We start from the raw sequence: 13,552 nt of genomic DNA on the forward strand, positions 1-13,552 counted from the left end.
GGCATTCTTGGCGGCACACTTTTCGACCGCCGCAAAGACACGCCTATGAGTTCGGTTTGGAATTAAATGGATTGTGGGGATTGGTCCCCGAAACACATTGGGTTCGGCAGCGTAGCCGTAACGCACATGTGTCCTGTGGCAATTTGGAAGGCATTTAAAAGATGGATATGAGTGAGACGAGTCGGCCGATGATCGATGAAGTGGATCTACTGATCGACAATGCTCGATTGCGTGACGAACTAGAACCGTACCGCGACGAATCAATCGACGATCCGACGACCCGGCGAATGCCGCTGCGGCAAGAAAACGAGTATCTCGCGTCGATCTTGGCATGGGAACGCGCTCCTGCTTTGCCGATTCGCGATTGGTTTAACCCACCGCTGACAATCCCAGCTCCTGATTCACTTGATGATTCACAGTTGAAGGTGGCTCTTCAACAAACCCTGCAACAACTGCATTCACAGAACATCTTGCTGACCTGCACCGATCACCTCAGCGATCGACAGCTCTATCGGGTCATCTATCGCGACATCCTGCCATGCTGCGAGAAAAAGCTGGCCTCGCCCGGCAACGAACTCGAATGGCGATGTGTCGAAGACAATGAAACATGGCTGACGTATTACGCGTCCGCCGTCGAACGACGTCGTTTCCAAGAAGAGTATCAAGTGGATCTTCCGGAGTCGAAAAATCCACCTCATCTTCGCAAAGTCCCCGGCCGTCGTTGATCGCCCACGTATTAATCCCGCACCGTAGTTCGGTGTGATCAACGCGACCCAATACTCAACGACACCCCAGGTCATTTAGGACAAATGACCTTTCCTCTTTTGTTCCAACACCACCTAGCCTTGCCGTCGTCCACTTGAACGACTGGCCTCCGGTCTCGCCTAGAAAATGACTAGTTGTTTTCGGGCAAACCTTCTGGGTGACTGATGTTCTTGACTGGCTCGAAGATCTGGATGACTTCGGCCATCAAGGCCGCGTCGATTGGATTTTCTAACCAAGTGGCCCACTTACGGATATTGTCTGGGTTGGCACTTCCAGCAATTGTTGTGGCCAGGTCTTCGTTGGCACACGAAAACTGCAATGCGGCATGTGCAATGTCGACACCGTTATCAGCACAAAGCTTGGCGGCACGACGAGCAGCGGCCTTCACTTCTTCGGAATCCTTGTGCCAATCCGGCAACGGAGCGTTGGTCAACAACCGAGCCGCGAACGGCCCCGCATTCATAATCCCAACGCCCTTAGGCCTAAGCTCCGGTACCACTTCATCTGCCAACCGAGTGTTCTGAAGCGTGTACTGGTTGTACGAAAGAATGCAGTCCAGATCGGCCTTCGCGGCAACCTCTTTGAAAATCTTCATCGGGTATCCACTGATCCCCACATAACGCACCTTGCCGGACTCTTGGGCTTTGCGAAGCGCGGGCAAGGTCTCTTCAATGATTTGATTCAGCGGCACAAACTCGATGTCATGACAAAGCATGATATCCAAATAATCCGTGCGCAATCGATGCAAGCTTACCTCCACGCTTTCGCTAACCCGCTTAGCTGAAAAATCGAAATGGCCTGGCGTGTATCGGCCCAACTTGCTGCACAACGTATAGCTATCCCGCGGCACATCCCGAAGCTCGACGCCTAGCAATACTTCTGACATGCCACGGCCGTAATAAGCCGACGTGTCAATTAAATTCATCCCAAGCTCGAGGGCGACTCGCACACTGGCGAAAACTTCATCCAAGTGAACATCACGAAACTCTGCTCCCAACGACGAGGCCCCGAAGCCGATCACGGGTAGCTGCAGGTCAGTGTTTCCTAATTTGCGAGTTTGCACGAACGTCAACCTATGTGTCAAAGAATGAAATGGACCGCACGAAGGCCGCCCTGGGATAACGCAAAAGTGTACGTGAACCATCGCTTGGTGCAATCATGCGGGCAGTCAGCATTCGGCTGACTATGACGGCCAACGGATTCATAGGGAATCCGGCGGTTCGACCGGATTTCAACCGGCTTTCTATCGGGGCACACTCGCTACAAATGACAAACCAAGGTCCCGCAAGACGAAGCGACCGGAATCCTACCCTCGTTGTCCGCAAGGCATCGCCTACACGGGAATTGACCGCAATTTGTTGAAAAACTGACGCCCGTTAGTTCTCCAAGGCATCGCTGGCCCGCCGCCACGGAGATTGCTTTCGCTGGGTTGTTCCGTTTCGACCGCTTGGACTGTTTCTTCCATTCGACAACGGTTGTGCGACGTGATGGACGAACCATCAACCGGTTTGGGGTGGATGCCGATAACGGAAGGGTTCCCCACAACAGACAACAACGCTCGCGTCAAAGCGAAGTGTTAGATCGATCGGTACTAGGTTGATCTGGCGACCACCACCCCCTCCCCTAAGCCGGTGGTCGCTCGCAGGCTCGGCACCCACACCGCCGCGCAGCCAGATCTTCCTCGTGCCGATCATCGCCTTGCCCCTCCCTCCAAGACTTCAATCGAAAGATTTTCCATGGCAAAAAAAGATACCTTTCGGGTTGTCGCCCGCGGTAGTGATGGCAGTTTGCAAATTCGCGACTACCCCAATGTCGATCCACTGGCGGACTCACACGAACAAATTGGCATCGACGACTGCAGCACCGACTTGGCCCTGCGCGGAATGCCGGTCTTCCGCGGACTAATTGGTCCGATGCCCGAAGGCAAGAATGTCGTTCGATACGAGACTCCTGAAGTCTTCGAAATGCTAACCAAAGAATGGGGCATTACGAAGCCAAAGAAACGTCGTCGCCGCACAGCCGCAAAGACCGAAGGTGCGGATACCGCAAACGAATCGGCTGTTGCCTAAGTTGGTACCTGACGATGGGTCCATTCGCCTAGCGATATTCTTCGTGGCAATCACTGCAACTTTGCGTGATGTTGCCCACCGAGGCTCGCACGGCATCAAAGTCCTGACGCTCAATCGCGGCGACCACTGAACGGGCCGCTCGAGTCATCCCACGACTTAGCTTCGCGTAGTCTTCGTCGTCAGCGTCGTCCATTCCTTCTTGCACAAGCACCTCACCAAGCATCGCGATCAGTTCGGCCAGTCGCCGAACCGAATCCACGTTGTCCTTGGTTGTTGCCGCGTCACGAGATTGGTCGCTGATGCGATCGAGTAGGCTTTCGGCGTATTCCATCATCGGCCCACGGTCCACAATCATCGACCAGTTGTTTTCGTCTTCAGCCGCTTTGGCTGCGGACAATCCAGCACCCGAAACCAGATCCTGTAGGTCCGCTTTTCGAAGCTGAGCCTCTTTGTAGACCGGCGTCGAACCCGCAGCACAAGCCAACGCAGTTTTCGCCGTTAAGTCGCGAGCAACTTTCGCATCGGACTTCCACCGGACATCACCGGAGTACTCCGAAATCACCGCAAACAAAGACGCCAAGATGCTTAGCTGCAATCTCGCGTCCTGGTACCCGCCGCCGTTGAATGCACCTGGGGTCGTGATCGAAGCATCGTACTTAAGTTTGACACGTTTGATTTCGTCTTCCAATGAGATTGGCGAAATCAATTTGTTCCAGACTTGCCCGCCTCCACTCTCGTCGTCACTGTCATCGGCCGCTTGAGCACTGGCCGCTTCCGCACCGGCTTTGCGCAAACTAGAAATCGTTGGCCGCTCGCCTCGAAACGCCTTAGATAGATCGGAAAAGAAAACGCGAGAGACCGCTCCGTCATTGAACACCGGCGGCTCGGCCCGTTGTCGTTGAGCGAACGTCGCGTTTTGCCAGCCAAGCCCCAAGACGAAAACGGTCGCAAACAGAAAACCGGCACGCGGTGAAAAAGAAGCCATCGCCTTAATCCCAAATTCCATCAAACGATAAATGCCGAAACGATAAGAGCGAAGCCAAAGTAGCTAAACAGTAAAGACAGCGTGATAACGGCCCCACACGGATGTCATATACGCACCAAACAACACAAGCCAAAAATCGTCGCCCACCTCAGATTAGTTTGCTATGTCTGCTTCACCCAGAAATTCTTGAACCGCAGCCAGCAAGGGATCAATCGTTCGTGACTGAATTTCGTGCGGCGGCTGCCAATCGAACCACTGATACGATTCGTGCTCGGTCACCTTTATCTTAACGACGGCCGGCAACCGAGCCAAAAAGTAACGAATTTTCTTCTGGAATATTTTCCCAGGCGACTTCTTGTAGGTGACTTCGTATTCAACATCAAAATAGAAATCGGGATCGAATTGGCAATCGTCGGGACAGATCCCGGTTTCCTCTTCCATTTCACGGCGGGCCGTTTCCAGGTAGGTTTCATCACCATCACAATGCCCCTTAGGCAGATCCCAACGTTTGGGATGGCGCATCAACAAAAACTTCCTAGGGGACGATTCGGTGATCAACAGCACACCGGCTGCCTTGACGGGGTTGGATCGTTCTGTTTTCACGACGCTCGGTTCTTTTCGATTGGATCACCACGGTAAAATGTGGCGACTAGCTGGCGACAAATAAGTTATGAAAATCTACACACGTACCGGCGATAGCGGGACCACCGGACTGTTTGGCGGCCCTCGAGTAGCCAAAGACGACACCCGAATCGAGGCCTACGGGACCGTTGACGAACTCAATGCTTTCCTGGGCTGCGTGCGATCCGCGATCGCCGACACGACTTCACGCGGGTTGTTTGCCGACGGAGACGGCCCCACTGCAGGGAGCGTTCTGAGTTCGCTGAACGATCAAATTGCGCTGGTCCAGCACGAACTGTTTTCAATCGGCGCTGAGCTAGCCTCGCCCCACCCCGACCAATTCGATTTGCGAGTCATCGGTAAAACGCATATTGACCGTTTGGAAACCTGGATCGACACCGCGGAGGGAAGATTGCCGCCACTAAAGCAATTCATCCTGCCCGGCGGCTCAACGGTTGCCTCACAAATTCACTTGGCACGGGCGGTTTGCCGACGCGCTGAACGTCGAGTGATTACGCTGGCGGACTCGGTCCAAACGGAAACGCCGATTAGCAACGAACTGATCGTTTACTTGAATCGGTTGAGCGATTGGCTGTTCGTCGTCTCGCGCGACGTAAATCAATCGCTCGATGTCCCCGACCACCCCTGGCAAAAGCCACCCCTGTAGAATGTCCCTGCCAACTGTAGAATAACCGTGGTGTCGGCAAAGTGATCGCACACCCTCAACCCTTCTGTTTTTCCATCCGGAGCCTTGTGCCGTGAAAAAAGTCGAAGCCATCGTTCGCCATTTCAAGCTCGAAGACGTGAAAAACGCGTTGACTGAACAAGGCATCCACGGGATGACGGTCAGTGAAGTCCGCGGATTTGGACGCCAAAAAGGGCACACCGAAATTTATCGCGGGACTGAATACGCGATCGACTTTGTCCCTAAAGTCAAAATCGAAGTCGTTTGCACCAGTGACAACCTGCAAACCGTGATCGACACGATTCTACAAACCGCTCAAACCGGACAAATCGGTGACGGCAAAATCTTTGTCACCAATCTAGAAGACTCTGTGCGAATCCGTACCGGCGAGCGAGGCGAAGAGGCTCTCTAGTCACGCCTCTTCCGATCCCTCTTGCTTATGCATCGCTGTGGCAATCCCCAACTCGCTCGCCTCGACTGCCTTCCGACATCGCGATCAGCTTGCTGAAGGCCGGTCGAGGATTGAAGACCGATTTCGTGCGGGACTTCCCAGCGTTCAAACAGCCAACGCGCTGACCGAACTGTACGATCAGATCGTTAACGACGTGTTCCAGCAATCGCTCGAACAGGCCTTTAACAATGGCACCAAACGCCAACAGTTGGACCGTTTAACACTGGTCGCCCATAGCGGCTACGGTCGCTGCGACCTTTCGCCTTACAGCGACGCGGATCTGATGCTGTTGACGCCACGAACTGCAGCTTCCGCGGCTGCCCCGGTGGCTGGAAGTTTGGTCCGCGACCTCACCGATGCCAGCATGGACGTGGGATTTTCAGTCCGCACACCATCGGAAGCTTGCTCGCTGGCTTGGACCGATCCAAAGATCTACACGTCCTTAACGGAGTCGCGATTCCTGGCTGGAAACGAAACAACCTTCCGCCATTTTCGCGAGTCATTTCGAAAGGGCGCCAAGCGACGCTGGAAAACGCTCAATCGCGAAGCAATCCTCGTCCGACGCGAAGAGCGACGAAAGTGGGGCGAGACAATCTACCTACTACGGCCCAACGTGAAACGATCGCGGGGCGGCCTGCGAGACATTCAACTCGTCCGTTGGCTCGGGTTCGCTACCCATGGGCAAACCGAGCTGTCACAACTGTACAAGTTAGGCGCTTTGTCCAGCGAGGACATGGAGACGCTTCGGCGCGCCTACGGGTTCATGCTGCGACTGCGTCATGAATTGCACTTCCGTTCCAAACAAGCGCAGGACATTCTCGATCGCCCCACGCAAATGGAGATTGCTCGAGATTGGGGCTACCAAGGCAGCCTTGGTGTTTTGCCTGTCGAAGAATTCATGCAGGACTATTTCGAACACACGCGGGGTGTTCGTTATGTGTCCGCCTTCTTCGACGACGAACATCGCGCCCGATCCAAGACTGCCAACGCTGTCGAACACGTGCTGTCACACCGTGTCGATAAAGCCATCCGCATGGGCCCCACCCACATCTGGGTAGCGTCAAACAAACTTGAAGCGTTTGCGAAAAACCTGCCCGACGTTCTCCGGCTGATGCAATTTGCCAACGAGCATCGACGTCGCATTGCCCACCCCACCTGGCAAGCTATCCGCGAAGCAATGCAAGACCGAGACAACGGTCACCCGGATTCTCGCAGTGTCGATGCGTTCCTAGCGTTGCTAAGCCGCCCGGGCCGGTTGGCCCCGCTGCTTCGTCGTCTGCATGAACTCCGCATCATCGAACAACTGATTCCCGCAATGCGGCGGTGCCGCGGCCTCTTGCAATTCAATGCCTACCACAAGTTTACCGTCGACGCTCACTGCATCGGTGCGGTCGAAGCAGCTACGGACTTTGAAGACGACGAATCCGCGATGGGCCGCCGATACCGGCGGATGAAAGACAAAACACTGCTGCACCTGGCGTTGCTGATTCACGATCTTGGCAAAGGCTACGACGAAGATCACTCCGAAGTCGGCCGCCGCATCGCCGGTGAAGTTGCCGACGCCTTTCACCTTGACGACACGCATAAGGAAACCCTTCAGTGGCTGATCCACAAACACTTGCTAATCAACGAAGTCGCGTTTCGACACGACCTAAACGATAGCGACGTTGTTCACCGCTTTGCCGCTGAAGTCGGTTCTGTTGGTCGACTTGAATTGCTTTTGGTTCACACGGTTGCCGACCTGAAAGCTGTAGGTCCCGACGTAATCACTGACTGGAAAATGGGTCTGATCGAAGACCTTTATCTTCGGACACGGCGCTATTTCGAAACCGGTAACCTCCCCGGCGAAAACGATCCTGCATTGGACGAACACCGCAATGAGATCATCGCACTGATTCATTCCAAAGGCGGAAACGAATCGGTTACGGATCTGGTTGGCGAACTCCCACTATCGCTACTGCGTTCCCACAGCAGCGACGAACTGGCTACCGAGTTGTGCCAAGTCGGCCAATGGCTGAGTGAGAAATCAGGCTGTTTCTGTGACGGTGTTGTCGAACCCGAGAGTGATGCAATTCGATTCAACGTTGTCATGCGTCAGGGCCAAAAACGGATTGGGACGTTTGCTCGAATCACCGCTGCCTTTTATGCATGCGGTCTTGGCATCTTTAGAGCGAACGTAGAAACGATTGGCGAGGATCTGCTCTGGGATGCGTTCTGGGTCAGCGATCCCGATTTCGTTGGCAGCACACCGCCACAGCGAATTGCGCAGATCAGCGCAGTGGTCCGCAAAGCGTTGGACGAACCCGACTCCCCCGTCCCAGTCCCACGAAAGGTCTGGAAGACCAAAGGCAACAGCGAACCAACCAGCGTTAATCTCTTGCCGACCAAGATCATCTTCGACAACGACACCTTCGACCACCAAACCATCCTGTCGCTGTTCACCTACGACCGAGCGGGTTTGCTTTCCGAAATCGCTGCCGTGCTATTCCAACAGGGCGTGTCGGTACACTTCGCCAAGATCGACACGCACCTCGATCAAATCGCCGACGTTTTCTACATCACCGATGTCGACGACAAACCAATCTTGTCGAGTGATCATCAACACCAAATCCGCGAAGCCATCCTGTCGGTGATCTGAACTTAGGTGTCTAGTTTCACCTCGCGACATCGTCGAATCGATTAAGACTGTGGGCTATCAAATCGAGTTTGGAACTCGTCTTCCGTTAGCACTTCCACACCAAGGCTTTCTGCCTTGGTGAGTTTGCTACCCGCTTTCTCTCCCGCGATCAAGAAATCCGTTTTCTTGCTAACGCTGCCAGCGGCGCGGCCACCCAGAGCCTCAATCCGAGCTTTAATTTCATCGCGGGTGTAATGTTCCAGCGATCCTGTAGCGACCACATTCTTGCCCAATAACGGCAAAGCACTGGGATCAAGCTCCTCCTCAGTTGGCTCGGGTTCAGGCGTCACAGCACCTGCGGCGGCCAAGTCCTCAATCGTTTGCGCCCCGACTTCGCTCGCCAAAAAGTTGACGAGACTTTCAGCGATTCGATCACCGATTTCGTGGATCGATGCGATCTCCTCTTTGCTGGCTTGTCGCAACAGGTCCAGGTTCCAGAACTTAGCGGTCACCAACTTTGCCACTCGCGGCCCAACATGTCGAATGCTGATTGACGATAACACTCGAGCCAATCCACGCGTGCGGCTTTCAGCGATGCCTTGCACGAGGTTTTCCGCGTTCTTTTGACCGAACTGCACGTCGATCATTTCATCCCCTTTGCCCTTCCGCTGACGCGGCCAGGTCAACGACGCCAACGTCGGAACATCAAGCTTGTATAGATCGGCGAACGAAGAAACCAATCCGTTCTGGATTAACAAATCCACCACCTCTTCGCCAAGCCCATCGATATCCATTCCAGGCCGACTACCGAAATACACAAGGCGTTGACGCAATTGGGCAGGGCACTGCGGGTTCAAGCACCGGATGTAGACACCGCCTTCATCCCGCGTCAGCGGCTGGTCGCACTGGGGACACGTTTTTGGAAACTCATACTTCGGCAGCTCAGTTTTGCGAGCGTGCTTTTCCACACGCACCACCTTGGGAATGATCTTCCCCGCCTTCTCGACAACGACCCAATCGCCGACGCGAACGTCCAGTCGCTCAATTTCATCCGCGTTATGGAGAGACGCCCGCGACACCGTTGTGTCCGCGATATCCACCGGAGTCAAATAGGCCACCGGTGTGATCGTTCCCGCTTTCCCCACCTGAACTTCAATCGCTTCCAATTTGGTGATCGCTTCGTACCGTTCAAACTTGTAGGCGATCACCCATCGTGGGCTTTTGCTGCGAACGCCCAACTTCTCTCGCTGCGCGAAGGAGTCCACCTTGAACACGATGCCATCAACTTCGAATGGCAAATCAGGCATTTCCTTTTCAAGCTCGGAAACCGCTTTAATAGCCGCATCGATGGAATCCAAACGCACGGCATCGGGTGTCACCGGAATTCCCAAAGATTCCACCCACTTCAAAAAGGGCATATGTTCGGTCGCTTCAACACCCACAAGTTCGCCACTTCCGTGACAAAAGAATCGCAGCTTCCGCTCACTTGCCACCTTCGGATCAAGCAAACGGATCGTTCCCGCCGTGACATTGCGAGTGTTCTTGTAAGGCTCCAAACCGGCCTCGGTTTGGCGAACGTTTAAGTCAGCCAAATCCGCACCCGTCATGTAGATCTCACCACGCAATTCCATGACCGCGGGCGGGTTCGGCGTTTCAAGACGAAGCGGCAAATCACGAATCGTTCGGACATTATGAGTAATGTCGTCACCCACGACTCCGTTACCACGCGTGAGTCCTAAGACGAGCTCCCCCTCTTCATAACGAATCGATCCGGCCACCCCATCAATTTTGTATTCCATCACCCACGCGACGGGTTCTCCTTCGAGCGACTTTTCAACTCGCTGCATCGCCGCCCTCAGTTCGTCTTGGCTATACGTGTTGTCGATTGACAACATCGGCATTCGATGCGGAACCTGTACGAGGTGCTCGACCACGTCGCCGCCAACCCGGTGCGTAGGCGAATCAGGATGAACAAGCTCAGGATGCTGTTTCTCCAAAGCCGACAACTCTTCCATCAGGCGGTCATACTCGAGGTCCGAGATTTCCGGTTTCGCGAGCTGATAATAGAGCTGGTCGTGATGTCGAATTTCACGGCTCAGTTCATCAATGCGTTGACTTGCATCACTCGTTGAGCGTTCTTTATTCGATGGGTCCGAAGCAGGCTTGGTCATGGTGGTTACTCAGGGATCGACGACGAACCGAAGTTCGATGAAGGACCGCAATCTCGGTGACAGACATGGTCTTCCAAGGAAGACCGAAAGTTCAGGGGCGGCTTCGGCATCTTAGCAAAATCCTTCCTGCGATCATGACCCCGAAAGCTGATTCGCGTCCTCGAACCCGCCCTGTCTTCGGCTACAATGCTGGCAGCTAGGCCCTTCTGATCCAATCCCGCATGCTGCCCGCCATGACTGCCTCATTTTCGTCCGCTAAAGCTCGTCCCGATGCGATCAAGGTCGGTGTGACTTTATGGCGTGGACGGCAAGAAAATCACATTGGCGAGTGTGGGTTGCCGCTGGAGATCGGACGCCAATCTCGGCAAGAGCTCGATTCCGATCTCTGCCAAATCCAGGACCACGGCAACCAATTTCGTATCGCGATCGCTGAAATCACTGTCTTGGGTTTACCGCGTCACGCCTTAGCGATTCAAGTCGATGAGCACGGTGACCTCATTTGCGTCAACCTGCATTCCCGATCCACGTTTCACATCGCGGGCATGCCACACCCGGTGATGCCTGAACAACGCGTCAAAGTCGAAAACGATTTCACGGTCCTATTGCCTGAGAACCTGACCGTCCAAATCGCTGTCGTCAAAGACGATTCCCAAACGGGCACGTCCGACAGCGATCCATCGGCGATGGCATCACCCTTTCGCACAATCGCGAAAGAAGCACATGCGGTCGACGGTGACATAGGCGACTTCACCATGCCGCTGAATCCGGGTGCAAGTTTCATCCGAACTTTCGGTGAAGACTCCAGCCCTCACCGCGGCCAAGCGGCGGTCGATCTCGTGCGGCAAGCACTCGCCGTCGTCAAAAAGTCTGCTGGCAGCGACGAGTTTTTCGGTACCGCCGTTGAAAGCGTTGCCAAGATGGTTGAACTCGATCGAGCCTATGTGCTGCTGCGCGATGGATTACAAAACCAGTGGCGTGTGCGATCCCACTACATCGAACGCAAACCGCAAAGCGAGCCCAAAGCCAATTTTGGACAAGGCGCCGAGGCACTGCACGATACTCAGTCAGGTGACGACGACCCTGATAGCGACACCCCAATGCCTTCGGGTAGCCGCTTACTTCTCAAACAGATTCTGAAGGAACGCAAGACGCTGATCTACGAGCCGGAAAGCTATCAACACACCGTTGGCTCCTCCATCATGATGCTCGACCGTGCCGTTGCAGCACCCATCTTTGACGACCAAGGTGAAATCATTGGTGCGTTGTATGGCGACCGAACCTTCGGTTCACTTCACGCTGACACGCCGATTGGTGACTTGGAAGCGACCTTATTGGAAGTAATGGCGGGAGCCGTGTCGGCAGGTATCGTTCGCCAGCGACATGAGGCGATCCAGAATTCGATGACCCAATTCTTCTCACCCGCCGTTACCCAGCGGCTGGTTCAAAACGAAGACTTACTGACCGGACGCGACGCGGAAGTTTCGGTCCTGTTTTGCGATATCCGTGGCTTCAGTTCGATCAGCGAACGTGTAGGCCCCGAGAAAACGATTCAGTGGATCAACGACGTATTCACCCAGCTAAGTCTGTGTGTGGTTCGCACCGACGGAGTACTGGTGAACTACATCGGTGACGAGCTTGTAGCGATGTGGGGCGCCCCCGCGGAACAGCCCGATCATGCGCAACGCGCCTGTGACGCTGCTTGCCAAATGTTGCAACAAATCGAACCGCTTCGACAAAAGTGGAGCTCCATTACCCCGGAAAAGTTTGGTGTGGGAATTGGCATCCATACCGGCACCGCTCGCGTCGGCAACACCGGATCGAAGGTGAAATTCCAATACGGGCCGCTAGGAAACACCGTCAACCTCGCCAGCCGCGTTCAAAACATTACTAAAAAATTCGGTGTCACCGCAATCGTAACCTTGGCCACGCAAAAGGCGCTTCACATCGGTTCTGAAACCGACCCTGCGGAAACATCCACCTGCACCGAAAAACTGCAAACGCGGCGACTGGCCACGGTGCGTCCCGTTGGCATGCTAGAAAAGGTGGATCTTTATCAATTACAAACCGGCGACGATTCCGACTGGAAGTCTCTCGCTGATCGCTACGAATCCGCGTTGCAGCTTTACCATGAATCCGATTTGACCGGTGCCGCCCGCGTTCTTGCATCCCTAGTTCATGAACATCCTGACGACACACCCAGTGTTGTCCTGCTTGGACGGGTCGTCGACGCGATCACCAATCGCATCGAGAAGGTCGATCCAGTCATGGCGTTTACCACCAAGTAACCGCCCCGCTCACTGGTCGATTTCAAATGAAAAATTCGCAAAAGCCAGCGTGACAAATCAACGATGGATCGCCCTAACAAGGCGAGAAACGTTTTTCCGTTAATAGCCGCAATAGATCAAAATCAACAAGGAGGATTCACAGATCATCCCAATTGCCTGACGCCGACATCGCCCGTGGTGAACCGCTGAGCCCCCCATCATCCGCCGCACCCAATCGCTTCGTCTCATATCGAAACGAAAAGTGTCGTCATTTCGATTCTCTCCTGGCACACTATGGAGCTCGGACTTCATTGAAAACCGTATAAAAAGACGGTTTTCTCGCCAGATAGAGACCAAATCGCCAATTTGGCATACTTTGGCCCTCAACTTGCGTTAGGTATCCCTTCAGAACGAGTTTCACGCGACTCGAATCGAAGCCAGGTCGGCTTCACGCGTCGAGACGAGTCTGTCTGAAGGAGAAACTAAATGTCTCGATTAATAAAACTGGCAACGATTCCTGCGATCGCTTTGGCTCTGATCCTGACCGCTGATACGCCTAAGGCAGATGCCGGTGGGTTTTCATTCAGCATCGGTAGCGGTGGATACGGAGGCTATGGCGGCTACGGCATCTCACGCTACAGCAGTGGGTACGGCGGATACGGCAGCAGCTACCGATCGTACAACAATGGACATCGCGCATACGGTCCAGTCGTTTATCCACAACGCTATAGCTCCGGCTACCGCAGCTACAACCAACCGCACTTGGATTACCACCCACCAACCGTAGTGCCTCACCGTGGACACTACCACTACCAACCCGGACACTATGACTTGCACTACGGCAATCATCGTCACCGTCACTAAGACGTCATCAGCATGGCCGACATCTCGCAAGTCGCGACCAACTGAGGCAACTCGCGTGAA

At 54.3% G+C, this 13,552-nt stretch carries 11 protein-coding genes; 7 read left to right on the forward strand and 4 right to left on the reverse strand.

All coding sequences use genetic code 11. The features are described from left to right. Window positions 1-167 precede the first annotated feature (167 nt). Window positions 168-725, forward strand: coding sequence for a hypothetical protein (locus tag ACR3ZL_RS22480; RefSeq protein WP_473650849.1), 558 nt, complete (start codon window positions 168-170; stop codon window positions 723-725). A 170-nt stretch (window positions 726-895) separates the two neighbouring features. On the opposite strand, the gene ACR3ZL_RS22485 is transcribed toward ACR3ZL_RS22480, so the two are convergent. Next, on the reverse strand, window positions 896-1,828 hold the full coding sequence (locus ACR3ZL_RS22485; protein ID WP_473650848.1) for an aldo/keto reductase: 933 nt from the start codon (window positions 1,826-1,828) through the stop codon (window positions 896-898). A 673-nt stretch (window positions 1,829-2,501) separates the two neighbouring features. Between ACR3ZL_RS22485 and ACR3ZL_RS22490 the strand changes: the two genes are divergently transcribed. Beyond that, complete coding sequence (locus tag ACR3ZL_RS22490) at window positions 2,502-2,834, forward strand: hypothetical protein (RefSeq protein ID WP_473650847.1); 333 nt, start codon at window positions 2,502-2,504, stop codon at window positions 2,832-2,834. Between the two features lie 28 nt (window positions 2,835-2,862). Here ACR3ZL_RS22490 and ACR3ZL_RS22495 read toward each other — a convergent pair whose 3' ends face one another. Both ACR3ZL_RS22495 and ACR3ZL_RS22500 read right to left on the reverse strand, forming a co-directional pair. Beyond that, the gene (locus ACR3ZL_RS22495) at window positions 2,863-3,819 is read right to left on the reverse strand and encodes a cytochrome c (protein WP_473650846.1); all 957 of its coding nucleotides are present in this window, start codon (window positions 3,817-3,819) and stop codon (window positions 2,863-2,865) included. A 153-nt stretch (window positions 3,820-3,972) separates the two neighbouring features. Beyond that, window positions 3,973-4,422 carry a bis(5'-nucleosyl)-tetraphosphatase gene (locus tag ACR3ZL_RS22500; protein ID WP_473650845.1) on the reverse strand — a complete coding sequence of 150 codons (450 nt, stop codon included), beginning with the start codon at window positions 4,420-4,422 and terminating at the stop codon, window positions 3,973-3,975. 67 nt (window positions 4,423-4,489) lie between these two features. On the opposite strand from ACR3ZL_RS22500, the gene ACR3ZL_RS22505 reads away from it, so the two are divergent. From ACR3ZL_RS22505 to ACR3ZL_RS22515, 3 genes are all read left to right on the forward strand, one after another. Beyond that, window positions 4,490-5,107, forward strand: coding sequence for a cob(I)yrinic acid a,c-diamide adenosyltransferase (locus ACR3ZL_RS22505; RefSeq protein ID WP_473650844.1), 618 nt, complete (start codon window positions 4,490-4,492; stop codon window positions 5,105-5,107). 91 nt (window positions 5,108-5,198) lie between these two features. Continuing rightward, window positions 5,199-5,537, forward strand: a complete 339-nt coding sequence (locus tag ACR3ZL_RS22510; protein WP_008684605.1) for a P-II family nitrogen regulator — start codon at window positions 5,199-5,201, stop codon at window positions 5,535-5,537. A 37-nt stretch (window positions 5,538-5,574) separates the two neighbouring features. Then, entirely contained in the window at window positions 5,575-8,214 is a 2,640-nt protein-coding gene (locus ACR3ZL_RS22515; protein ID WP_473650843.1) for a [protein-PII] uridylyltransferase family protein, read from the forward strand. A 41-nt stretch (window positions 8,215-8,255) separates the two neighbouring features. Here the strand turns inward: ACR3ZL_RS22515 and ligA are convergent, their stop codons facing one another. Further along, the gene (ligA, locus tag ACR3ZL_RS22520) at window positions 8,256-10,364 is read right to left on the reverse strand and encodes an NAD-dependent DNA ligase LigA (protein WP_473650842.1); all 2,109 of its coding nucleotides are present in this window, start codon (window positions 10,362-10,364) and stop codon (window positions 8,256-8,258) included. Window positions 10,365-10,597: 233 nt separating this feature from the next. On the opposite strand from ligA, the gene ACR3ZL_RS22525 reads away from it, so the two are divergent. After that, entirely contained in the window at window positions 10,598-12,649 is a 2,052-nt protein-coding gene (locus ACR3ZL_RS22525; RefSeq protein ID WP_486172980.1) for an adenylate/guanylate cyclase domain-containing protein, read from the forward strand. A 465-nt stretch (window positions 12,650-13,114) separates the two neighbouring features. Beyond that, entirely contained in the window at window positions 13,115-13,492 is a 378-nt protein-coding gene (locus ACR3ZL_RS22530) for a hypothetical protein (RefSeq protein ID WP_473650840.1), read from the forward strand. Window positions 13,493-13,552: the final 60 nt, after the last annotated feature.

Source organism: Rhodopirellula sp. J20-39, from assembly GCF_057365095.1.